This is a genomic window from Kitasatospora sp. NPDC001683, from assembly GCF_053596495.1.
On record NZ_JBSFGK010000041.1, the window covers coordinates 1 to 23355 of the forward strand.

At 71.4% G+C, this 23355-nt stretch carries 21 protein-coding genes and 1 riboswitch; of the genes, 12 read left to right on the forward strand and 9 right to left on the reverse strand.

Going from position 1 to position 23355, the window contains the following annotated elements:
• Positions 1-292: 292 nt before the first annotated feature.
• From ACWCYO_RS22095 to ACWCYO_RS22110, 4 genes are all read left to right on the forward strand, one after another.
• A complete protein-coding gene (locus ACWCYO_RS22095; RefSeq protein ID WP_270143923.1) occupies positions 293-1357 on the forward strand; it encodes a L,D-transpeptidase in 1065 nt (354 codons plus the stop codon).
• Between the two features lie 173 nt (positions 1358-1530).
• On the forward strand, positions 1531-2784 hold the full coding sequence (locus ACWCYO_RS22100; RefSeq protein WP_270143921.1) for a L,D-transpeptidase: 1254 nt from the start codon (positions 1531-1533) through the stop codon (positions 2782-2784).
• 184 nt (positions 2785-2968) lie between these two features.
• Positions 2969-4195: a L,D-transpeptidase gene (locus ACWCYO_RS22105; RefSeq protein ID WP_270143919.1), complete on the forward strand. Its 1227-nt coding sequence runs from the start codon at positions 2969-2971 to the stop codon at positions 4193-4195.
• 200 nt (positions 4196-4395) lie between these two features.
• Positions 4396-4902 (forward strand): ATP-binding protein, encoded by a 507-nt coding sequence (locus ACWCYO_RS22110; protein WP_449785169.1) that lies wholly within the window; start codon positions 4396-4398, stop codon positions 4900-4902.
• 266 nt (positions 4903-5168) lie between these two features.
• Here ACWCYO_RS22110 and ACWCYO_RS22115 read toward each other — a convergent pair whose 3' ends face one another.
• The 3 genes from ACWCYO_RS22115 to ACWCYO_RS22125 form a co-directional block, all read right to left on the reverse strand.
• Positions 5169-6014 carry a hypothetical protein gene (locus tag ACWCYO_RS22115; RefSeq protein ID WP_449785170.1) on the reverse strand — a complete coding sequence of 282 codons (846 nt, stop codon included), beginning with the start codon at positions 6012-6014 and terminating at the stop codon, positions 5169-5171.
• A 209-nt stretch (positions 6015-6223) separates the two neighbouring features.
• A complete protein-coding gene (locus ACWCYO_RS22120) occupies positions 6224-6412 on the reverse strand; it encodes a DUF397 domain-containing protein (RefSeq protein WP_270143913.1) in 189 nt (62 codons plus the stop codon).
• Positions 6409-7221, reverse strand: a complete 813-nt coding sequence (locus ACWCYO_RS22125; protein WP_270143911.1) for a helix-turn-helix domain-containing protein — start codon at positions 7219-7221, stop codon at positions 6409-6411. Before ACWCYO_RS22125 ends, ACWCYO_RS22120 begins: the two co-directional genes overlap by 4 nt.
• 163 nt (positions 7222-7384) lie before the next feature.
• Between ACWCYO_RS22125 and ACWCYO_RS22130 the strand changes: the two genes are divergently transcribed.
• The 5 genes from ACWCYO_RS22130 to ACWCYO_RS22150 all read left to right on the forward strand — a co-directional run bounded on the left by ACWCYO_RS22130 (position 7385) and on the right by ACWCYO_RS22150 (position 12518).
• A complete protein-coding gene (locus ACWCYO_RS22130) occupies positions 7385-7819 on the forward strand; it encodes an ATP-binding protein (protein WP_449785171.1) in 435 nt (144 codons plus the stop codon).
• Positions 7820-8061: 242 nt separating this feature from the next.
• Positions 8062-8991, forward strand: coding sequence for a DMT family transporter (locus ACWCYO_RS22135; RefSeq protein ID WP_449785172.1), 930 nt, complete (start codon positions 8062-8064; stop codon positions 8989-8991).
• Positions 8992-9082: 91 nt separating this feature from the next.
• On the forward strand, positions 9083-9991 hold the full coding sequence (locus ACWCYO_RS22140; RefSeq protein ID WP_449785173.1) for a hypothetical protein: 909 nt from the start codon (positions 9083-9085) through the stop codon (positions 9989-9991).
• Complete coding sequence (locus ACWCYO_RS22145) at positions 9988-11898, forward strand: 2OG-Fe(II) oxygenase (protein ID WP_449785174.1); 1911 nt, start codon at positions 9988-9990, stop codon at positions 11896-11898. Before ACWCYO_RS22140 ends, ACWCYO_RS22145 begins: the two co-directional genes overlap by 4 nt.
• A 170-nt stretch (positions 11899-12068) precedes the next feature.
• The gene (locus ACWCYO_RS22150; RefSeq protein ID WP_449785175.1) at positions 12069-12518 is read left to right on the forward strand and encodes a nuclear transport factor 2 family protein; all 450 of its coding nucleotides are present in this window, start codon (positions 12069-12071) and stop codon (positions 12516-12518) included.
• 7 nt (positions 12519-12525) lie between these two features.
• On the opposite strand, the gene ACWCYO_RS22155 is transcribed toward ACWCYO_RS22150, so the two are convergent.
• Complete coding sequence (locus tag ACWCYO_RS22155) at positions 12526-13332, reverse strand: TetR/AcrR family transcriptional regulator (RefSeq protein ID WP_449785176.1); 807 nt, start codon at positions 13330-13332, stop codon at positions 12526-12528.
• Positions 13333-13429: 97 nt separating this feature from the next.
• On the opposite strand from ACWCYO_RS22155, the gene ACWCYO_RS22160 reads away from it, so the two are divergent.
• Positions 13430-14998, forward strand: coding sequence for an MDR family MFS transporter (locus tag ACWCYO_RS22160; RefSeq protein ID WP_449785177.1), 1569 nt, complete (start codon positions 13430-13432; stop codon positions 14996-14998).
• 33 nt (positions 14999-15031) lie between these two features.
• On the opposite strand, the gene ACWCYO_RS22165 is transcribed toward ACWCYO_RS22160, so the two are convergent.
• From ACWCYO_RS22165 to gcvT, 5 genes are all read right to left on the reverse strand, one after another.
• A complete protein-coding gene (locus ACWCYO_RS22165) occupies positions 15032-15811 on the reverse strand; it encodes a hypothetical protein (protein ID WP_270143896.1) in 780 nt (259 codons plus the stop codon).
• A 223-nt stretch (positions 15812-16034) separates the two neighbouring features.
• Entirely contained in the window at positions 16035-17402 is a 1368-nt protein-coding gene (locus ACWCYO_RS22170; protein ID WP_270143894.1) for an L-serine ammonia-lyase, read from the reverse strand.
• Between the two features lie 150 nt (positions 17403-17552).
• Positions 17553-18833 carry a serine hydroxymethyltransferase gene (gene glyA / locus ACWCYO_RS22175; RefSeq protein WP_270143892.1) on the reverse strand — a complete coding sequence of 427 codons (1281 nt, stop codon included), beginning with the start codon at positions 18831-18833 and terminating at the stop codon, positions 17553-17555.
• Between the two features lie 83 nt (positions 18834-18916).
• Positions 18917-19294 carry a glycine cleavage system protein GcvH gene (gene gcvH / locus ACWCYO_RS22180; RefSeq protein ID WP_270143890.1) on the reverse strand — a complete coding sequence of 126 codons (378 nt, stop codon included), beginning with the start codon at positions 19292-19294 and terminating at the stop codon, positions 18917-18919.
• Positions 19295-19394: 100 nt separating this feature from the next.
• Entirely contained in the window at positions 19395-20516 is a 1122-nt protein-coding gene (gene gcvT / locus ACWCYO_RS22185; protein ID WP_270143888.1) for a glycine cleavage system aminomethyltransferase GcvT, read from the reverse strand.
• A 230-nt stretch (positions 20517-20746) separates the two neighbouring features.
• Positions 20747-20851, reverse strand: a riboswitch (glycine riboswitch).
• Positions 20852-21057: 206 nt separating this feature from the next.
• Here gcvT and ACWCYO_RS22190 point away from each other — a divergent pair.
• Positions 21058-21855, forward strand: coding sequence for an enhanced serine sensitivity protein SseB C-terminal domain-containing protein (locus ACWCYO_RS22190; RefSeq protein WP_270143886.1), 798 nt, complete (start codon positions 21058-21060; stop codon positions 21853-21855).
• A 115-nt stretch (positions 21856-21970) separates the two neighbouring features.
• On the forward strand, positions 21971-22930 hold the full coding sequence (locus ACWCYO_RS22195; protein ID WP_270143884.1) for an enhanced serine sensitivity protein SseB C-terminal domain-containing protein: 960 nt from the start codon (positions 21971-21973) through the stop codon (positions 22928-22930).
• The last annotated feature ends 425 nt before the right edge of the window (positions 22931-23355 follow it).

The window sequence follows — 23355 nt, forward strand, 5'->3', positions numbered from 1 at the left end:
GCACTTGCCCGGCCTGGCCTCCGTTCCGACCGACATCCCCGCCTGGGTCATCGAGGGAGGTGGGGCTGGGGAGTTCAGCGTGCCCCTGTCGGGTTCGTCCTCGTTGTTCCGGTGTCGGAAGCGAACAGTGGGAGGCCCCGGGATGCGGCGCCGAGTTGGGGTGTGGGCGCGGCGGGTGGTGGCGGCGGTGTGGTGTGCGGCCGTGGTCACCGGGTGCGGGTCGTCGGGGGTGCCTGCGGATGATGTGGTCGGGGCCGGTCCGCGCACGCCGCCTCCGGCACCGTCGCGGGCGGTGCTCAGCGCGGTGCCCGCCGACGGCGCGCAGGACGTGGCGGCGGAGGGGCCGGTGCGGGTGAGTGTCAGCCAGGGGCGGTTGGTGTCCGTCCGGTTGGCCGACGCGAAGGGTGTCGGGCTGCCCGGGCGGATCAGCCCGGACGGCTCCGGGTGGGCGCCGGACGGGCCGTTGCCGCTCGGTACCGCCTTCACGTTGGACTCGGTGGCCGAGGACGACCAGGGGCAGCGGGCGGCCCAGCACTCGGCGTTCTCGACCGCGGCCCGGGCGCACACCTTCGTCGCGTTCTTCACTCCGGAGGACGGCTCCACGGTCGGGGTCGGGATGCCGGTCTCGCTGCGGCTGAGCCGTCCGATCACGGACCGGGCGGCGGTGGAGCGGGCCGTGCAGGTCACCGCCGATCCGCCGGTGCCGGTGGCGGCGCACTGGTTCGGCAACCAGCGGCTGGACTTCCGCCCGCAGCGGTACTGGGCGGCCGGCACCAAGGTGACGGTGGCGTTGCGGCTCAAGGACCTGCAGGGTGCGCCGGGCGCTGTCGGCACCCAGAACCGGGACCTGCACTTCACCGTCGGGCGGGCGCAGGTGTCCACCGTCGACCTGGATGCCCATGTGCTGACCGTTCGGGCCGGGCAGGGCGGCAAGGTGGTCCGGGTGCTCAAGGTCTCCGGCGGCAGCCCCGACCACGCCACCTACCGGGGGGTGATGGTGGTGTCGGAGAAGTACAAGCTGACCCGGATGAACTCGCAGACCGTCGGCATGGGCGACGAGTACGACATCAAGGACGTCCCGCACGCGATGCGGCTGACCGACTCCGGCACCTTCCTGCACGGCAACTACTGGGCCGACCCGGCGGTGTTCGGCACCGCCAACACCAGCCACGGCTGCATCGGCCTGGCGGACGCCGAGGGCGGCGCGAGCAAGGACACCCCGGCGGGCTGGCTGTTCGAGCACACCATCCCGGGGGACGTGGTGGAGGTGCGGGCCTCCGCCGGGGACGTCGCGGCGCCGTCGAACGGGCTGGGGGACTGGAACGTGCCGTGGGAGCAGTGGGCGGCCGTCGGCTAGACCTCTTCACCGGCGGTTCACCGCCGCTCCACCCACCTCCTCCGAGGTTTCACCCGGACGGCCCAGCTATCCTGCTCCGGCGCGTCGGGGTCCGGCGTGAAACTTCGGCACCCCGTGCAACTCACGGGGGCGCTCAACGCGTCAAGTGAGTGGATACCGGGAGGGGAGATTCCGTGAAGACGGGGAAGACGGTCGGAGCAGCGATACGGACCACCAGCCGTTACCGGCGCAGGGGTGCGATGGCGCTGGTCATGGGCGGGGTGCTGCTGCTCACTGCGGCGTGCAACGACGACAAGGGCGGGACCTCGGGTGACGCCGCCGCCACGGCGTCGGCGGACGCGAACGGGACGGCCGCCCCCGCGGGCAACGCGGCGGCGCCGAAGGCCTCGGCGGCGGTGCTCGCGGTCTCGCCGAAGGACGGCGCCCAGGACGTCGCGCCGAACGCCCTGCAGGTGTCCGTCTCCAACGGCAAGCTGACCACGGTCGAGGTGACCGACAAGAACGGCAAGCCGGTCGAGGGTGCGATCACCCCGGACGGCAGCGGCTGGAAGCCCGCGGCGGCGCTCGCCGTCGGCATGGTGTACAAGGTGAACGCGCAGGCCAAGGACGACGCGGGGCTGGTGGCCGCGTCGACCACCTCGTTCACCACGCTGACGCCGGAGAAGAAGGTCTCCACCAACGACAACATCGCCGACGGCGCCACCTACGGCGTCGGCATGATCGTCTCGGTGAACTTCAACAAGGACGTCAAGAACAAGGACGCCGTCCTCAAGGGCATCACCTTCGAGACCAACAACGGCACCACGGTCAAGGGCCACTGGTTCGACAGTCGCCGGGTGGACTTCCGTCCGGAGGACTACTGGAAGCCGGGCACCAAGGTGACCATCAAGTACCGGCTGAAGAGCGTCGAGGTCGCGCCGGGCGTCTACGGCGACGTGGACAAGGACGAGCCGTTCACCATCGGCCGCTCGATGATCTCCACCGCGGACGCCAAGACGCACCAGATGACCGTCGAGCGGGACGGCAGGAGCACCACCCTGCCGGTCACCCTGGGCGCGGACGCCACGCCGTCCTGGGGCGGGACGATGGTGATCATGGACAAGGAGAAGGTCACCCGGATGAACTCGCAGACCGTCGGTCTCGGCGGCGAGTACGACATCCAGGACGTGCCGCACGCGATGCGGCTGACCACCTCCGGCACCTTCCTGCACGGCAACTACTGGTCCAACCCCTTCGGCAAGTCCAACGGCAGCCACGGTTGCATCTCGATGCAGGACGTGAAGGGCGGCAGCGACAGCTCGGTCGCGGGCAAGTTCTACAACGACTCGATGGTCGGCGACGTCGTGAAGATCGTGAACACCAAGGAGAAGACCGTCTCGCCCTCCAACGGGCTGGGCGGCTGGAACGTGTCCTGGGCCAACTGGTAGGCCCGGGAGGTTTGTCAGCGTGCGGCCCGGACCTCACTCGTTGGGGTCGGGCCGCCCGCTTTTCGGGGCAGGAATCCCGTTTTCGGGGCAGGAATTCCCTCGAATGGCGCAACCTTTCCGGTGGCCTGGCACATCTATGGATCGGGTCCGTCGTGGCCGCGGGGAGCAAGGGAGGGAATCGGCGTTGAGGTCGATACGCAGGGTGGTGGCCGTCGGTCTGGTCGGCGGGGCGATGGCGCTGACGGCCGCTTGTGGCGGTGGCAGCGGCGGCGGCAGCGGGAGCGGTGCCGCCAAGGCCGATCTGGGGGCCGGCGCGGCCGCCTCCTCGTCGGCGACGGCCGGATCGGCGGGTTCGGCGCCGAAGGTGTCGCAGGCCGCGGTGAGCATCGAGCCGAAGAACGGCGCGGTGGACGTGGCGCCGGGGACGCTCAAGATCGGGGCGACGGGCGGCAAGCTCACCACCGTCAAGGTGAGCGACAAGACCGGCAAGGAGGTCCCCGGCACGATCGCCGCGGACGGCTCCAGCTGGACCCCGTCCGCCGGGCTCGCGGTGGGCACCGCCTACCAGGTCAGCGCGATGGCCGCGGACGCCAACGGCGTGGTCGCCACGGCGGACAGCAGCTTCACCACGCTGACCCCGGCGGCGCTCGCCAAGGCCTCCGACAACGTGGACGACAACGCCACGTACGGCGTCGGCATGATCGTCTCGGTGGACTTCAGCAAGGACGTCGCCAACAAGGACGCGGTCGCGAAGGGCATCACCTTCGAGACCGACAACGGCACGGTGGTCAAGGGCCACTGGTTCGACGACCGCCGGCTGGACTTCCGCCCGGAGGAGTACTGGAAGCCGGGCACCAAGGTGACGGTGCACTACCGGCTCAAGAGCGTGGAGATCGCCCCCGGGGTGTACGGCACCGACCGGGACGAGCCCTTCACGATCGGGCGATCCAAGGTTTCGACGGTTGACGCCGCCGCGCACAAGATGACGGTGGCCGAGAACGGGGCGTCGAGCGACATCGACATCACCTCCGGCTCGGACGAACACCCCACCTGGAACGGCACGATGGTGGTCATGTCCAAGGAGGGCACGGTGCGGATGCAGTCCAGCACCCTGCCCGGCATGACCGGCGCGCCGTACGACCTGCAGGTCCCGCACTCGATGCGGCTGACCACCAGCGGGACGTACGTGCACGGCAACTACTGGAGCGACGCCTTCGGCGAGGACAACGTCAGCCACGGCTGCGTGGGCCTGCGCGACGTCAAGGGCGGCGGCGACTCCACCACGATGGGCAAGTTCTACGCCGACTCGATGGTCGGGGACGTGGTGATCGTGAAGAACTCGGTCAAGAAGGAGACGCTCGACCCGGCGAACGGGCTGAGCGGCTGGAACGTGCCGTGGAGCAAGTGGTAATCGCCAGGTAGGCGCAGTTGGACGTCAACCCGGGCTTGACTTCGGTCAGCCCGGGTTGACGGCTTTCCGATGGCTTCTTGCTCCGGGCATATGCCGATTCGGGGGAGATCGTTTGCTCATTGTCCGTACGCGCCTGCTTGCGTTCCGCAATGATGGTCCGCATGGCGGGTTGGGGCGAAACAGATCAGTCATCGGTTCCCGTGGCCGACGTGGTCGCGGAGGCGTCGTGGATCGACGTCCAGGGTGCGCTCTCGGCGCTGGAGCGGCTCAGCTCCGAGGAGCTGCAGGAGATGTACTCCGGCAGGCTGTGCGACCAGTCCGCGCCGAACGAGGTGCGGCTGCCGTCCCGACCGGCGTCGGTCTCGGTGGCCCGTCGGCTGGTGCTGGACGTCCTGTCGTCCTGGGGGCTCCACCAGCTCCTGGAGCCGGGGGAGTTGCTCACCAGCGAGCTGGTCTCCAACGCGGTGCGGCACGCCGCCGGGCGCACCATCGGGCTCCACGTCAGCCGCAAGCCGGGGTGGCTGCGGATCGAGGTGCGCGACTCCTCGCGCGCGCTGCCCTGCATGATCCTCGCCGAGCCGAAGCCGGTGAACGAGCGTGGGCGCGGGCTGAAGATCGTCGACGACCTCGCCGACAGGTGGGGTGCGGACCTGCTGCCGCGCGGCAAGGGCGTCTGGTTCGAGCTGAAGATCCGCGAGCGGCACTGAGGCGCTCTTTCCGAGCCTGGATACGCGCAGGGCCCCCGGGCTCGCCGTGGTCGGCGGTGGGGGCCCCTGCAAGTCATCGCGCCGGCCAAGGGGGTGCGTGCCGCGCGATGGGCGTCGGCAGTGCCAGGTCGGGCCCGCCGAAGTTCGATGAGTCGACTATCGCATGGATCTCAGCATGTGGGCAAATCGGGCGTCTTGGATTGAAAGGTTTGTAACCTATTCCACCTTTGGAATTTGCATAGGTTAACGCCGTGGCCTGTGAATATTCATGATCGTGGTGATGTGGCGAGCGTGCGGCGGATGCTGGCGGCGTGCCGGTGGACGGCGGCGGGGGAGAGGCGCCAGCGGGGTGGTGGCGGGGTCGTGGGGGTGCCACGGCAGGCGCGGCAGAGGCCACCGAGGAGGGCGTGCGGGCGGCAGGGGGTGCGGCAGTCGGTGCACTCGATGAGGCGGGTGGAGGGCTCCGGGTGGGGCCGTTCCGGGGGCATCTTGTCGAGCAGGCGGTGGCGGGTGAAGGCCGCCGGGCTGTGGACGCCGTCCGGTGGGAGGTTCGCGGCGAGGACGGCGGTGAAGAGGGCCGGGGTGGTGCCCCGGGCCAGCCACTCGGCGGCGAGCGGCTCCAGGGCCGTGCAGTCGGCGGCGGAGAGGGCGAGCCGGGCGTCCGAGAGGCCGAGGCCGGCGAGGGCGGCGTACGCGGCCGAGGTGGGAGGCGTGCGGTTGAGCGTTCGCTCCTTGGGGGGATCGGGTGCGGCGGGCGTTGACGCCTCGCCCGTGTCGCCCGAGATGAGGAATCGCGTCCACCAGGCGTCGGAGCGGGGAGTGCGGGAGAAGTAGGTGCGGAACACCCACCGGCAGTTCTCGGAGCTGATGCGCTCGCGGACGCGACGCAGATGACCAGCGGTGGAGAGGTTGTTGAGCACCGTGCGGCAGGCCATCTGCCCGTAGTGGGGCTGGAGGACGGCGAGGGTTTTGACGTCCATGGCGGCGCCGTCGGGGAGGTGGTCGATGAGCGAGGCGATGTACGCCTCGCGCGCCGGGAGGTGCGAGAAGTCGGTGGCGGAGCGGGGAAGTTGCTCCGGGGCGGACTGCTTGCCGTATCCGGGCGCGGCCATGGCGGTAGAGTCGTGGGTAGCCACAGGATCGACCTTCGTTCGATCGTGCCGGTCAGACCCCCGTTCGGTGTTGCGAGCACCGGCGGGGGTTGTTTCGTTGGTGCGCACGCTACACGTCGGAACCGGCCGTGGAGAAGTCGTGACGATAAGTCATATCTGCTGCGTGCAGGGTGGTTGGAAGGTGGTTACCTCACCGTTCCACTAAGGGGTCACTCGACCGGTGCCGCTTGAGCTTCGGGGGCGAACGAGACGAAGGCGGACCAGGCCTCGGGGGAGAAGGTGAGGGTCGGGCCGGCCTTGTCCTTGGAGTCACGGACGTGGATGGCGGCGGCGGAAGTAGCTACCTCAATGCACTCGCCGCCGTCACTGGTGCTGTAGCTGGACTTGAACCAGTTCATAGCTCCTCCGCCACCTTCCTGATGAACACTCTCGACTCTTCGATGCTGAGAGCCTGCATGCGGATCATGCCATGGCGCTGTGAGAGCGTGTTCACCTGAGCTGGATCGGAGTAGAGGATCCCGGTCTTCTGCCCTTCGACATAGGCGAGTTGCTCGTGTTCCGGCGTCTCCAGAAGGATCACCGGTCCATCAAGAGCTGCGTAGGCCGCACGGTCGAGTGGGAGCACCTGGATCGAGATGTTGCGCAGCTCGCCGACATCCAGCAGGTGGTCGAGTTGGCGCTTCATGACGCCCTTGGTGCCGACGACTGCACGAAAAGCCGCTTCGTTGATCACGAATCCGAACATTACGGTCGGAGAGCCCGTCAGTCGCTCCTGCCGTTGCATGCGACCGGATACGCGGGTTGCAACCGCCTCGTCGCCCAATGGTGGGTACGTCCTGCTGATCAGCTCCTGGGCGTACTCCTTGGTCTGTAGTAGGCCTGGGATCAACAGAGCCGAGTATGCGTGGAACGCGATCGCCTCGCGCTCGGCCTCGGTGTATCCCCGCGAGTACGACGAAAACTTCTCGGGCGCCAGGTAGTCGGCTGCCCCCACGATCATTCCCTTCGCATCGCACAACTCGTCTGCCACTTGAAGCAACTTGAGCGAAGGCTTCCGCCTCCCCGCCTCCATCGACCGCACGCTCTCGATGTCGTAGTGGGATGCCTGACTCAGCTGCTCCCGGGTCACACCGGCCCGTTCACGCCACCGCTTGACCTGGTCGCCGCAGTACTTCCACGACATCGGGTTCTGCTTCGGCGTACTCACTGCCCCGTGCCCCTTCCTGCCCTGGTCAAAGGGCGGTTCAAGCTCTCGCGTACCACCGGTGTAACTCCCGAGGCTAAGCCCGCCTGCCGACCCTTGAAGGGTGAAATGGCCGAACTCAGCCCTTGTGAGTGAAGCCTTCCCCGCCTACCCCTCAAGGACTCTGATGATCACTCAGCCCGTCGATGCCGTCGAGTGGATGCTCCCCCGCCACCCCCGCAGTGCGAGCCGCGCCCGGATCCGGCTCCTCCGGCAGGCCTTCGACTGGCAGATCGACGTCGAGTCCGCCGAGACCGTGCTGATCCTGCTCAGTGAACTCGTCACCAACGCCTGCCGCCACGCCCGCTCCCCGCGTGACCGGATGATCGGAGTTCGGGTCCTCCTCCCCACCTCCTCCCTGCTCCGCATCGAGGTCTCCGACGCGAACCCCGAACTCCCGACGCTGCGCCACGCCACCCCCGACGACAAGTCCGGCCGGGGCCTCGAACTCGTCGCGGCCCTCGCCACCTCCTGGGGCGCCCACCCGCGCGGCGAGGGCTACATCGGCAAGACCACCTGGTGCGAACTCGCCCTTCCCACCCCGGCCAACCCGCACGACTGATCCCCCCCACCACCTGCGCAGGAAGTCGGGCCCGTCGACTTCCTGCGCGGGCCGGGTAGCATCGGGCTCGTGAACTCGTACTGGCACGTCGCACTGCCACCGCTCAGCGCCTGATCGGGCGCACGCAGTCGGTGGTTTGATCCCAAGGCCCCCGCTCAGGGGGTTCTGTGGCGTGCGCCCGTTTCGAAACCAGTTCCTCTGATGGTCTTCGACGACGGAAGTTCACGACTGTGCCGAATCGTTTGTCCGCGCCTGAGCGCGCCCGGCTGACCCCTGCCACCGCCCGCCGTACCCGTCCTCTCGACGGGCCGGTGCCGATCCTGGCCTCCGCGCTGCTGTGGGGCACCACCGGGACGGCCAGTTCGCTGGCGCCCGCAGGTGCCCCGGCGGCGGGGATCGGGGCCGCCGCGCTGGTGCTCGGCGGGTTGCTGCTGTTCCTCACCGACCGCGCCGCGTGGTCGCTGCCCCGGGTGTGTGGGGCCCGTGAGCGGTGGCTGCTGGCCGTCGGGGCGGTGGCCGTGGTGGGGTACCCGGTCACCTTCTACCCGGCGGTGACCCGCACCGGGGTCGCGGTGGCGACCGTGATCGCACTGGGGAGCGCGCCGGTGTTCACCGGGCTGCTCGGGTGGCTCGCCCGGCAGGGGCGGCCGAGCGGGCGGTGGGCCGGGGCCACGGCGCTGGCCGTGCTCGGCTGCGGGGTGCTGGTGCTCGGGCCCCAACTCGCCGGTGGGGGCGGGGCGGTGGACCGCTTCGGGGTGCTGCTGGCGGCGCTCTCCGGGCTCTCGTACGCGGTGTACTCGCTGATCGCCGGGCGGCTGATCGCGGCCGGGCATCCGTCCGGCGGGGTGATGGGCGCGATGTTCGGCGGGGCGGCGGTGCTGGTGCTGCCCGTGCTGGCGCTGGGCCCGGTCGGCTGGCTGCTCTCGGTGCGCGGCGCGGGCGTCGTGCTGCACCTCGGGGTGATCACCACCTTCCTCGCCTACCGGCTCTTCGGCCACGGCCTGCGACACACCCCGGCCCAGACCGCCACCACCCTGACCCTCGCCGAACCCGCCGTCGCCGCCGTCCTCGGCGTCGCGGCCCTCGGCGAGCGCCTCCCGGCCGTCTCCTGGTGCGGCCTCGCGGTCCTCGCCGGCGGCCTGGCGTTCCTGACCCTCCCCGGCCGGCGGTAGGCGATCGTCGCCGCTGCGCCGGAAGGCGGACCGGGCACCCCTTCTATCGAAAACTTGTTCGAGTGACTCGGCGTCAGATATGTTCCACCGCATGGAAGCTGTTGCCGCCATCGAACAGTCGCTGCGGGAGAATCCCGACGACCACGCCTTATGGCTTCACTACGCTGACCGGCTCCTCGCCCGGGGCGACGCCCGGGGCACGCTCATCCGTCTCGAACAGCGACGGATGCGCGCCCGCCCCGCCGATCGCGAGACCCTGACGAACGAGATCACCGCCCTCATGGACGAGCACCGGCCGTCCTGGGATGCGGAGCTGCCGTCCGGTGCGACCATCATGGCCCACCGGTACGGCCTCGTCACCAAGGCCGGCGTCACCTGGTCCGACGAGGCGCCCGCGCTGATCGAGCAGGTCCTCCGCGGCCCCTTCGTGACCGCGCTGCGGATCGGACCGCCCGACCCCGTCGACGAGGACGAGGACGACGAGGACTTCGAACTGGAGGACTACGAGCCGGACGACTTCCCCCTCCTCCGGCCCGTCGACGTCAGTGCCCTCGCGTCGCTCGACCTCGGGCGCCTCACCGAGCTGGACCTGTCCTACCTGCCCCTCGGCGAGGCCGGCGCCAAGGACCTCGCGGCCTCCGCCGGCGGCCACCTGATCGACACGCTCGACCTGCGGTACTGCGGCGTCGGGGACGCCGGACTCGCGGCCCTCGCGGCGACCGCGCGCTTCGACGGGCTCCGCCGCCTGCACCTCCAGTGCAACGCGCTGACGGCCGAGGGCGTCCGCTCGCTGCACCGCCTCGAACGGCTCGTCGAACTCGACCTCCGCTACAACACGATCGGCCCGGACGGGGCCGACGCCCTGCTCGCGATGCCCTTCGTCGGCTCGCTCGCCCGGCTGTTCCTCTACCGCAGCGACGTCTCCGACGCAGGCGCGACGACGCTCGCACGTGCCCCCCAACTCCCGTCCGCCCTGCGCAGCCTCTGGAGGAGTGTGTGAGCGCCGAGCTCCGCGACCGCTTCTTTGCTCTGTCGACCGGTCACGCCCCGGCCGACGACGTCGCCCACTACCGTGCCCAGGTCGACGCGACGGACACCGAGCCCACCACGACGCTCGACGGGCTCGCAATCTCCTGGCACCCGACCGTCCGCCACAAGGCAGTGCGCTTCGTGGACGCCGAGCGGATCGACGCCGGCGTGCGCGACCTGTTCGCCCGGCCCAGCGAGGAGGCGCCGTACCTGGCCGCCGTCTTCGTCGATCCGCGCGAGCTGTCGTTCCGCACGTTCGAGAACATCGTCCCGCTCGACCGCCTGTTCACGGACACCCCGTTGGAGTTCGAGCTCGTCGAGCCGGTCGAACTCGCCGCCGGTGCGTACTCGTTCTCGCTGCGGCTACCGGCCGCCGCCCGCGCCCGCCTGGAACGCCTCGACGGGCTGAACCTGTACGTCCCGCCGCTCAACTCCGGTTCGCGCGGCGGCGAACGCTTCATCTTCCACTCGGCCCTGCTCGCCGACGCCCTCACCGCGGCGGTCGGCAGGGCCGCGCCACCGGAGCTGCGCGAGGGCTTCTCGCACGTGAACCCCGTGTTCCGGTGCAACCGTTTCGAGCCCGGGGACCGCAATTTCCACCGCCACCACGACACGCCCTACTACGACGCCGAACGCAAGCACGTCTCCCGCTACACCGTCCTGATCTACCTCACCGGTGGCTCGGCGGCGCCCGCCCTCGACCTCGCCGGGGGCGCCGCACTGACCGAGATCGAACCCTTCACCTGCGTGGTCTTCGACCAGCGGTACGAGCACGAGGGCGCGCCCTACCTCGACGGCCGCAAGGTCTTCCTGCGCAGCGAACTCGTCTTCACCGAGCCCGGGTTCACCCACGACCCGGAGATCGCCGCTCTGTTCAGCAAGGCCTGCTACTGGACCGGCGAGAGCGTCTTCGCCCCCGAACTCGCCCGCCACGCCGACACCTACTACAACCAGGTCGCCACCGCGCACTGGAACGGCCTCGCGGCCGGAGCCGAGCGCGAGCCCTTCGTCCACAAGCAGTTCCGCGGCGTGCACTTCGTCGCGAACGGCTACGACTTCTGGTTCGCGAAGACCGACACCCTCTCGCTCGCCGAGTGCGCCGCGATCGCGCTGCTCGACTACTTCAACTGCAGGATCGGCGACGCCGCGTTCCGCACCCTCTGCGGGCCGGAGGTGATCGAGGCCGACGGCACCGACTGGATCCCGGCCTTCCTCCGGGACAGGCGCGCCGAGTCTGCCGTCGCGCCGATCGACAAGTCCCTGCTCTTCCCCGCGCCGGAGGAGACGGAGCCGTCCGGGTGCTGTCCGTTCCACACCATGGAGACGTTCGACTCCACGCGCGACCCCGAAATCCTCGATCTCTACACCCGGGCCCAGAACTTCGCCATGGCGCACATCATGCCGGCGCCGATCGTGATGCTCGGCGAGGACGTGCTCCTCGACCCGGACCGGTTCCTGATCGAGGGGAACACCATTCACGTCCTCGGCGAGAAGTCGCTCGCGCCCGTGAACTTCGCCGCCTGCTGGAACGCCGGCGGCAGCCCGCAGAACTACATCGACGTCGCGGCCACCGTCGGCGTCGCGCACTTCCTCGTCCCGCCGATCCTCTTCCACGAGGCGGACGGCTGCTACCACCTCCAGTTCGACTTCTTCCGCAACTCCTGGATGGTGCGGCACCGGCAGGCGAGCGTCCACGTCCCCATGGTCCAGCGGGGGATGCACGACGACGACTCCCCCTGGCCCTGGGTGGCCGCCGTCGACCGCTCGCTTGCCTCCGACCGGGAGTCGGCCTTCTGGACGGCCGAAAGCGCCGAAGTGGACGAGGAGCTGGCCGAGATCTTCGCCGAGTACGAGGAGGAGTTCGAGGGCGAGGACTGAGCCGGCTCGTCGCTCGCCCGAAGCTCAGAGCGCCGCGTCGGCCACGAGCTTTCCCGTAGCGGCGGAGGAATGCGGCGGTGGGTAGGGTGGGGCGACCGAGTGATTCGCGGGGGCCGGGCGATCGCCGGAGGGATCCTGGTGTACCCGCTCGTTGCCAAGGGGGTTCAGCCATGTCCGATTCCGTCGTGCCCAGCCCGTTGGAACTGCTCGCCCGTTACCGGCGGGCGATGCTCGACCTGGACGCGGACGCACTGGCCGAGTTGTACGCCGAGGACGGGGTGCACGAGTTCCCGTTCCTGTTCCCGGGGATGCCCGAGCGGTACCGGGGGCGGGAGGAGGTGCGGGCCGGGTACCGGGCGGCCTGGGGGGCGAGTGAGGCCCGGCCGCAGGAGATCCGGGAGGTCGCGGTCCACCCGGGCGCCGACCCCGAGGTGCTCACCGTGGAGCAGTTGGTGATCGGCCGGGTCGCCTCCACGGGCAAGGAGTTCGCCTTCCCGGGCCTGCTGGTGATGCGGGCCCGGGGCGGTCAACTGGTGCACGTCCGCGACTACATGGACGGCCTGGGGGTGGCCCGCGCGATGGGCCGCCTTTCCGCCGTCGCCGCCCGCCTGGAGGCGTAGGGGCGGCTCAGATGCCGAAGTGGGTGGCGATGCCGTCGAGGACGCAGTCGAGGCCGGTCGCGAAGTGCCAGTCGGGGTCGTCCTTGCGGGTGGCCTGTTGCAGGTACTGCAGGTAGGCGGGGTAGCGGCCGGTGCCCATCAGGTAGGACATCCGGGGGGCGAGGGCCGCGCGGGTCTCGTCGCCGTCGGACCAGCCGCGGGCGCGGCGCAGGTCCTGGAGGGCGACCTCGGTGGCGGACGAGCCGTGGACGTAGATGGCGACCGTGCGGAAGATCGCCATGGTGGTGTCGGGGTCCAGGCCGTGGCCGGCGAGGGCGGCGAACGCCCGTTCTGGGACGGCGAGTTGGTTGGGGCTGAGGGAGAACGGGGTGGCCGCCCGAGTGATCCAGGGGTGGGCCAGGCTCATCGCGCGCAGGTGGACGGCGAGGGCGTGCATGGTCTCGCGCCAGCCGTCGGCGGGGGTGTCCAGGGGGAGCCCGCCGTACACGAAGTCGACCATCAGCTCGATGAGTTCGTCCTTGCCGGACACGTACCGGTAGGCGGCCATCGGGGCTACGCCGAGGGCGGTGGCCAGGCGGCGCATGGTGACGGCGTCCAGGCCCTCGGTGTCGGCGATGGCGACCGCGGCCTCGGCGATCCGGTGCGGGGTCAGGGTGGTGCGCGGCGCGGGGGAGGGGCGGTCGAGCCGCTCCCAGAGTGAGACCTGCGACCTGTCGCGGTCGTCGGCTCCGGCGCGGGTGTCCCCGGCGGGGCCCTGCTGAGCGGGCATGAGGGCGAGCTCCTTCCGGCTGGTGATCTCCACCGTACCACTCATGTGTACGGCGTATATCCGTAGTGGACGGCGTACGCGCTTATGTGTACGTTGTACGTCATCGATACGGCGTACACACCGTCCCGGAGGGGGACCATCCATGTCCACGGAACCGATCGACGACCGCCCCAAGCCGCCACTGCTCGGCGTGCTCGGGCTGATGCTCGGCATCTTCCTCTCGGCCCTCGACGGCCAGATCATCGGCACCGCGCTGCCGACCATCGTCGGCGACCTCGGCGGACTGGAACACCTCGCCTGGGCGGTCACCGCCTACTTGCTGACCTCCGCCGCCGCCACCCCGCTGTGGGGGCGGCTCGGCGACCTGTACGGGCGCAAGGGTGCGTACCAGTGGGCGGTCGCGGTGTTCCTGGTCGGCTCGATGCTGTCCGGACTCTCACAGAACATGGGCGAGTTGATCGCCTTCCGGGCGTTGCAGGGGATCGGCGCGGGCGGGTTGATGGTCGGCGCGCTCTCGGTGATCGGGGTGCTGGTGCCCGCCTCCGACCGGGGTCGGGTGCAGTCGGTGATCGGGGTGCTGATGCCGATCGCCTTCGTGGGCGGACCGCTGCTCGGCGGCTTCCTCACCGACCGGCTCAGCTGGCGCTGGGCCTTCTACGTCAACCTGCCGGTCGGTGTGTTCGCCCTGCTCGCGGTCGGCGCGGCGGTGCGGCTGCCGAAGGCCGAACGGGCCCGCGCCCCCTTCGACCGGGCCGGGGTCGCCCTGCTCACCACCGGCGTCCTCGGACTCACCCTGGTCAGCAGCTGGGGCGGGACGACGTACGCCTGGACCTCGCCGCTGATCCTCGGGACGGGAGCGGTCGCGATCGCCGCGCTGGCCCTCTTCGTCCGGACCGAACTGCGCGCCCCCGGACCTCTGATCCCGCCCGCGCTCTTCCGCGACCGCAACTTCACGGTGTCCCAGGTGCTGGGCTTCCTCACCGGCGCGGTCATGCTCGCCCTGATCGGCTACCTGCCGCAGTACCTCCAGCTCGTCCAGGGTGCGTCGCCGACCACCGGCGGGCTGCTCCTGCTGCCGCTGATGCTCGGCATGATGGGCACCCAGCTGATCACCGCCCGGCTGATGGGCCGGCCCGGCGGCGAGCGGCGCTACCCGCTGCTGGGCGGGGCGCTGGCCCTGGCCGGGTCCGCGCTCCTGCTGCTGCTGGGGACGGACACCCCGGTGGCGCTGGCCTCCGGGCTCACCGCGGTCGCCGGGGTCGGCATCGGACTGCTGATGCAGAGCACCATGCTGACCTCGATGGGCGCGGTGCCGCGCCAGGACATGGGCGCGGCCATGGGCGTGGTGACCCTGCTGCGCAGCATCGGCGGCTCGCTCGGGATGGCCGCCCTCGGCGCGGTCTACACGGCGCGGCTGACCGCCTCCCTGGGGGCGCGACTGAACCCGGCCGAGGCCGCCCAGCTGACCGGCGGTGGCGGGCTCACCCCGGCCTCGCTGGCGGGGCTGCCGTCGGCCGTCCGGGACGCCGTCGGGGCGGCCGTCACCAGCGGGCTGCACGGCACGGTGGCCGGCGGCATCGTCCTGGCGGGGGTGGCGACGGCGGTCGCCTGCCTGGCCCGACCGGGCGCGGGCGCGAGCCAGGGCCGGAGCTCGCACCCCGAGCCGCGCGCGGCCGACGTGCCGGTGGAGGAAGCGGCGGTGCGGCCCTAGCAGGCCCGAGGCCCGAGGCCCGAGGCCCGGGCGTCAGGGGCAGTGGCCGGCGAGGCAGAAGGAGGCGAGCTCCGACTGCAGCAGGTCGTGCAGCGGGGTGGGCCAGCTCTGCTCCGGGCCCGCCACCAGCACGGCCCAGGAGGAGCCGTCCGGCCCGACCAGGATGTGGTCGATCGCGTGGCGCACGCCGGAGCCGGACGTGGCGTGGTCGTAGGCGTACTCCAGCTCGGCGGAGCCGTCGGCGGCCTGTTCCAGCCGGATGCGGTGGTAGTTCGGGAACCGGGTCGCATTGCGGGCCAGCTCGCCGTCCGTGTCGGCGGCCTGCTGGTACGGGGAGCCGGCGCCCACCGCCCACACCTCGATCAGACTGGCGCCGTCGGGCGAGTCGTAGAACACCGCGCTGTCCTGCGTGCGGCGCTGCCAGCCGTCGGGGACGAGCAGGGTGAAGCCGCTCGGGTCCTGGACCGGTGTCAGGTGCGGCCCGGCGGGCGTGGATGTGGGCGTCGGGGTGAGGCTGGGGACGGGCGTGTCCGGGGGAGCCGGGGCGACGGAGACGGAGGTCCCGGTCGGGGCGGGCGACGCCGACTCCGACACCGTCGGTGAGGCCGGGCCGGAGGCCGCGGTGACCGGCCGGTCGCGCCCGCCGTCCCGGTTCAGCAGGTACCACCCGCCGCCCGCGAGCAGGCCGGCCAGCGCCCCGGCGACCACCGCGACCAGCACCCGCCGGGACCGCGGCCGCGCCGACGGCCGTTGCGGCGGCGGGCCGTACGGCGGCCGGGGCCCGAGCAGCGGCGGTGCCAGCGGCGGTGGCACGGGCGGCGGTGGTACGGGCGGCTGCCCCGCCTGCGGTCGGTACGGCTCCGGCGGTTGGAACGACATCCGCCTCCCCCTCTGGCGTGGCCCGGGTGGCCAACTCGACCGGATTATGGCGCCGGTGACGCCTCGTCGGCCAGTGGAAACGCACAAGCCCCGGGGTGGAGCGGGAGGCTCCACCCCGGGGCCCGGCCATCGGACCGCCGCGGTCAGTGCGCGACGATCAGCACTCGATGACGTTCACGGCGAGGCCGCCGCGCGAGGTCTCCTTGTACTTGATCTTCATGTCGGCCCCGGTCTCCTTCATCGTCTTGATCGCCTTGTCCAGCGAGACGTGGTGGCGCCCGTCGCCGCGCAGCGCCATCCGGGCCGCGGTGACGGCCTTGACCGACGCCATGCCGTTGCGCTCGATGCAGGGGATCTGGACCAGGCCGCCGACCGGGTCGCAGGTGAGGCCGAGGTTGTGCTCGATGCCGATCTCGGCGGCGTTCTCGACCTGCTCGGGGGTGCCGCCGAGGACCTCGGCGAGGCCGCCCGCGGCCATCGAGCAGGCGGAGCCGACCTCGCCCTGGCAGCCGACCTCGGCGCCGGAGATGGAGGCGTTCTCCTTGAAGAGCATGCCGATGGCGCCGGCCGCGAGCAGGAAGCGGACGATGCCGTCGTCGTCGGCGCCCGGGATGAAGTTCAGGTAGTAGTGCAGGGTGGCGGGGATGATCCCGGCCGCGCCGTTGGTGGGCGCGGTGACCACCCGGCGCCCGGAGGCGTTCTCCTCGTTGACCGCCATCGCGTAGAGGGTCACCCACTCCATCGCGTTGGCCGGGCCGATCCCCTCGGCGCGCAGCGCACGCGCCGCCGCGGCGGCCCGGCGGCGGACCTTCAGCCCGCCCGGCAGGATCCCCTCGCGGGTCATGCCGGCCCGCACGCACTCCTGCATCACGGACCAGATCTCCAGCAGCCCGGTCCGGATCTCCTCCTCGCTGCGCCAGGCCTTCTCGTTCTCCAGCATCAGGCCGGAGATCGACAGCCCGGTCTCCCGGGTGAGCCGCAGCAGCTCCTCGCCGGTGCGGAAGGGGTAGCGCAGCGCGGTGTCGTCGGGCTTGACCCGGTCCGCGCCGATCGCGTCCTCGTCCACGACGAAGCCGCCGCCGACCGAGTAGTAGGTCTTCTCCAGCAGCGTCGAGCCGTCCGCCGCGTACGCCCAGAGGGTCATGCCGTTGGCGTGGTACGGCAGCGAGCGGCGCCGGTGCAGGATCAGCTGGGTGTCGGGGTCGAAGTCGACGGGGTGCTCGCCGAGCAGGCTGAGCCGCTTCTCGGCGATGATCCGCTCGACGTCCTTGTCCGCCTGGTCGACGTCGACGGTGCGGGGCGAGTTGTTCTCCAGGCCCAGCAGGACGGCCTTCGGGGTGCCGTGGCCGTGGCCGGTGGCGCCCAGTGAGCCGTACAGCTCGGCGCGCACACCGGTGACCCGGTCCAGCAGGCCTTCGGAGCGCAGCCGGCGGGCGAACATCCGGGCCGCGCGCATCGGGCCGACGGTGTGGGAGCTCGACGGGCCGATGCCGATGGAGAAGAGGTCGAAGACGCTGATGGCCACGGGGGACGTCCTTGTCTGGTCTCGTGGAAGGACTTGCGGGCAGGGGGATGACACGGGACGGGGCACCGCGCGCACTGTCCAGTGTGCGCGGTGCCCCGGGGTCCCAGGTGCACCGGCGGGGTGAGGCCGGTCACCTCATCCCGAACGGGATCACTCCTGGCCGGCCAGGTTGGGGTAGAGCGGGTACTTCTCGGCCAGGGCGGTGACCCGGGCCTTCAGGGCGGCGGCGACGGTCTCGTCGAAGGCGGGCTTGAGCGCCTCGGCGATGATGTCGGCGACCTCGCGGAAGTCCTCGGCCTGGAAGCCGCGGGTGGCCAGGGCCGGGGTGCCGATGCGCAGGCCGGAGGTGACCATCGGCGGGCGCGGGTCGTTCGGGATGGCGTTGCGGTTGACGGTGATGCCGACCTCGTGCAGCCGGTCCTCGGCCTGCTGGCCGTCGAGCTGGCTGTTGCGCAGGTCGACCAGGACCAGGTGGACGTCGGTGCCGCCGGACAGCACGGAGGCGCCGGCTTCGGCGACGTCGGCCTGCAGCAGGCGCTCGGCGAGGATCCGGGCGCCCTCGAGGGTGCGCTGCTGGCGCTCCTTGAACTCCTCCGAGGCGGCGACCTTGAAGGCGACGGCCTTGCCCGCGATCACGTGCTCCAGCGGGCCGCCCTGCTGGCCGGGGAAGACCGCGGAGTTGATCTTCTTGGCGTACTCGGCCTTGGACAGGATGACGCCACCGCGCGGGCCGCCCAGGGTCTTGTGGGTGGTGGTGGTGACCACGTCCGCGTACGGCACCGGGTTCGGGTGCAGGCCCGCCGCCACCAGGCCGGCGAAGTGCGCCATGTCCACCATGAGCAGCGCGCCGACCTCGTCGGCGACCCGGCGGAACTCGGCGAAGTCCAGCTGGCGCGGGTAGGCGGACCAGCCGGCGATGATCAGCTTCGGCTGGTGCTCCTTGGCCAGGCGCTCGACCTCGGCCATGTCGACCTGGCCGGTCTTCTCGTCGACGTGGTACGCGACCACGTTGTAGAGCTTGCCGGAGAAGTTGATCTTCATGCCGTGGGTCAGGTGACCGCCGTGGGCCAGGTTCAGGCCCAGGATGGTGTCGCCCGGCTGGATCAGCGCGAACATCGCGGCGGCGTTGGCCTGCGCGCCGGAGTGCGGCTGGACGTTGGCGTGCTCGGCGCCGAACAGGGCCTTGATGCGGTCGATCGCGATCTGCTCGACCACGTCGACGTGCTCGCAACCGCCGTAGTAGCGGCGGCCGGGGTAGCCCTCGGCGTACTTGTTGGTGAGCACCGAGCCCTGGGCCTCCATGACCGCCACCGGGGCGAAGTTCTCGGAGGCGATCATCTCCAGGGTGGTCTGCTGGCGGTGCAGCTCGGCGTCGACCGCGGCGGCGATCTCCGGGTCGAGGGCGTGCAGGGACTGGTTGAGAACCGTCATGGTGGGGTCTTCCCGGGAGGAGGAGAGCTGAGGGACGGTGGGGGCGGGCCGGCGTGCGCGCGGCCCGCCCGGTGCCGGGCTGGTCAGCCGGCGTGGGTGAGCGCGTCGTACTCGTCGGCGCTGAGCAGCTCGTCGGTCGACTCGACCCGGACCTTGAACAGCCAGCCGGCCTCGAAGGGGGCGCTGTTGACCAGGCCGTTGTCGTCCAGGACGTCCTGGTTGACCTCGGTGACCTCGCCGGTCACCGGGGAGTACAGGTCGCTGACCGACTTGGTCGACTCCAGCTCGCCGCAGGTCTCGCCGGCGGTCACGGTGTCGCCGACCTCGGGCAGCTGCACGTAGACGATGTCACCGAGGGCATCGGCGGCGTGCTTGGTGATGCCGACCGTGGAAATGCCGTCCACGGCGGCGGTCAGCCACTCGTGCTCCTTGGTGTACTGCAGGTGCTGGGGGTTGCTCATGGCGTCATTCTCCAGGATGGGAAGCGGGTACGACGCAGCGGGCCGCCGCACGGACGGCTCCGACGTGCGTGTATGGGAAATCGAGGGGGCTGCGACGGCCTCAGCGGGCGCGCTTGTAGAACGGCAGCGCGACGACCTGAACGGGCTCGTGCTTGCCGCGCACGTCCACCGCGACGGTGGTGCCGGGCGCGGCGTGGGCCGCGTCCACGTAGGCCATCGCGATCGGCTTGCCCAGGGTCGGGGACGGCGCGCCCGAGGTGATCCGGCCGATCGGGGCGCCGTCGGTGGAGACCACCGTGTACTCGGCGCGCGGCACGCGCTTGCCCTCGGAGACCAGGCCGACCAGCACCTTCGGCGGGTTGCTCTCGGCCGCGGCGGCGGCCTGCTCCAGCGCCTTGCGGCCGACGAAGGCGCCCTCGTTGGTGGTCTTGTCGAAGCGGACGACCCGGCCCAGGCCGGCGTCGAACGGGGTCAGGTCGGTGGACAGCTCGTGCCCGTACAGCGGCATGCCCGCCTCCAGGCGCAGCGTGTCGCGGCAGGACAGGCCGCACGGGACCAGGCCGTGGCCCTCGCCGGCGGCGGTCAGCGCCTGCCAGATCGGCTCGGCGTCGACCGGGTGGCAGAAGATCTCGAAGCCGTCCTCGCCGGTGTAGCCGGTGCGGGCCAGCAGCACGTCCTTGCCGGCCACCTTGGCCGGGAGGATCGCGTAGTACTTCAGGCCGGGCAGGTCGGCGTCGGTGGTCTCCGCCAGGATGCCGGTGGCCTCCGGGCCCTGGACGGCGATCAGCGCGTAGGTGTCGCGGTCGTCGGTGACGACGGCGTCGAAGCCCTTGGCGCGGGCGATCAGCTCGTCCAGCACCAGCTGGGCGTTGGAGGCGTTGGCGACCACCAGGAAGGCGTCCTCGCGCAGGCGGTAGACGATCAGGTCGTCCAGGATGCCGCCGTCCTCGGCGCAGATCATGGTGTAGCGGGCGCGCAGCACGCCGAGCGCGGAGACGAAGCCGACCAGCGCGTGGTCCAGCATCTCGCCGGCCTGCGGGCCGGTGACGGTGATCTCGCCCATGTGCGAGAGGTCGAACAGGCCGGCCTTGGTGCGGACGGCGAGGTGCTCCTCGCGCTCGCTGCCGTAGCGCAGCGGCATGTCCCAGCCGGCGAAGTCGGTCATGGTCGCGCCGAGGGCGCGGTGCAGCGCGTCGAGCGCGGTGAGGCGGAGGGACGACATGGCCAGGAACTCCTCGGTCGGGGCACTCAGGGGTGCGCGCGCCGGAACCGGACCCGCTCGGGACCGACCCTGCGCGCGGGCATGCGGCGGCGTGGGTCTCCCCATCTGTCGTCGAACCTGAGAGCTTCACCGCCCACCTGCCCGAAGCTGTTTCCAGCTTGCGGGACAGCATGGCGGCTTGCACCGTGGGTGGGCGCGCGACAGGGCCGTGCGCCGCTTTCCAGATGTGCCTAACCCGCGCGGTAGGGGGGCCTGAGAGATTCCGGGGAGGACTTGCTCCTTCGGCGCCGGCTGTGCCCCCTGAGGGGCACTCCGGGCTCTCCCGCGCGGGTTCGAGCGGCCGGTGTGGAGTTGTGGGGGCCCGCGGCGCATGCCGTCGGACGCGCACATCATGGCACGTCCGCGCGGAGGAGGGGAGGGGGGACCCGGTCACACGGTGCGGCGGACCCGGTCACACGACGTGCGTTCGAAGCCGAGCCCTAGAATCTGCCCGTCGGCACAGCAGTGGGCGGCCGACCGGCAGAGGGCGGTTCAGGCGCGCATGGGGTACCCGGTGGAGCAGCAGCAGGGGTGGGGCGGGCCGGAGTCGGCGCCGTCGGGCGGTGCGTGGCCGGCGAACGAGCTGGAGCAGGTGCTGACGGCCGCGCTGGGCGACCCGGGGGCGACCCCGCGGGTGATCGAGGTGCTGGCCCGCAGCCAGGTGTGGATCCCGCTGCCGGCCGGGGGCGACCCGAACGGGCAGTCGCTGGACCTGCCGACCGTCGAGCTGGCGGGGGCCCCCTACGTACCGGTGTTCTCATCGCAGGAGGTGTTCCTGCAACAGGCGCCGGGGATGGCCTTCGCGATCGCCCCGGCCTGGGAGTTCGCCCGCGGGCTGCCGCTGGGCGTGGGCATCGCGGTCAACCCGGAGGCGGCGGTGGGCATCCCGGTGCCGCCGCAGGGCGTGGCGGAGCTGCGCCGCGGGCCGCGGGACGACCGCTGGGAGCAGCAGCCGGACGCGCCGACCGGCGGCCGGGTGGCGCTGCGCGAGCCGGTGCCGGGTGAGGACCCGGAGCACTTCCTGGCCGCCTGCCGGGCCGAACTGTCGGCCCTGCCGGGGGTGTTGACCGCGCGCCGGGCGCTGGCCAGCATCGAGGGCGAGCCGACCGTGATGTTCGTGGGCGTCCAGCTGGACCCGGTGGCCCCGGCCGACCCGGGTGCGGTGAACGAGGCGCTCGGGCGGGCGCTGGGAACCGCGCCGCTGCCGGGTGGCGTCCACCTCGTGCTGCTCGACCTCGCCGACGACCCGGTGGTCGAGTGGCTGCTGACCCAGGTCATGCCCTTCCACACGCGGGCGTGAGCGGGGATCCTTCGTAGGCACGTCGCCGTGGCGGTGGCCGGTGCCGCGCCATAGGGTGCGTGCAGGCGGCTGACGGGCCGGCGGGTTCAGGAAAGAGGCGCGGCGAGGTGGGCGCATGAGTGCGGTAACGGGAGCGGGCGGGGCGCCGGGGCCCTGGGGCCAGGCACCGGCCGGGCGCCCGGGCGCGGATCCGGGCGCGTTGGAGCAGGCCCTGCGCGAGGTCGCGCCGGAGCGCTGGGACGCGTACGAGCGACTGCTGCACGCGCTGGCCGAGGGCCAGGTCTGGATGCTGCTGTGGCACGGCAGCCCGGGCAGTCCGGACGCCCAGTACGGGAACATGGAGATCAGCGGCCACGGCTACGCGCCGGCCGTCACCTCGCCCGAGCAGTTGACGGCCTCCGGCTGGGCCCGGGCCCACGAGGTCATCTCCGGGCGGGAGATTGCCGCCTCGCTGTACCGCACCCGCTGGGGCCTGTGGCTCAACCCGCACGCGCCGGGCGGCGGGGTCGGGGTGCCGTGGGCGGACCTGCGGCGGATCGCCGCGGGCCTGGACCGGCTGCCGGCCGGCCCCTTGAAGCTGAGCGAGCCGCAGGTGAACGCCCAGCAGTTCTTCGCGCTGCTGGAGCGGCAGGCGGGCGAGGTGCGCGCGGTCCGGGCGCTGCGCCGGGCCTGGGTGCAGCCGTCGGTGGGGGAGCCGTACCTGGCGATCGGCCTGGACCTGTACGAGAGTTCGCCGCCGGCGGTGGAGGCGGTGCGGGCGCTGATGCAGCGGGCGATCGCGGTGGCCCCGGAGGGGCTCGCGGTGTCCACGGTGGCGATGTCGGACGAGTACGACCCGGTGGCGCTGTGGATGCGCGCCAACGCGCGGCCGTTCTTCGACCGGGAGGCCGGTCGCCCGCCGACCGGCCCGTACCCGCCGGTGCCGCCGCCGTACCCGGGGCAGTCGATGCCGGGGCAGCCGATCCCCGGGCAGTCGATGCCGGGCTATGCCTACGGCACCCAGCCGCCGGCGCCGGGTTGGGGCCGGCAACCTCAGCAGCCCCAGCGGCCGTGGCCCGGATACCCGGGCCGCTGATTGCCGAACCCGTTGTTGTGAAAGCCTCGGGCAAGAAGCCGACTTGATCCCTGATCAGGTCGGCTTCGGTGCTTTCGGGACGAATTTTCCGGCCTTGGCACCGGCACATCTTGACATGGCAGTTACAGCCGTGTGAAGAGGGATATGCCAAACGGCGGGAAGGTGCATGCGGGCAGATCACAGTTGGGCATCTGTCGGTTGTCAGGGCTGGCGCAAGCCAGTTCGGATGACAGAGAGTTCTGCGCAACGCATCGCGCGTACTGGAAACCCCACGAAGGTGAACGCGCACGCCGACCGCTCGATCCATGCGACGCCCATCCCGCGTGGAGGCAGTACCCCGTGCACGACGTACTGCCGCGAACACCAGCTCCTAGCACCTCCGCACGTCCGCAGCCGTACCGCCGAACCGGCGCCCGGCACCCGTG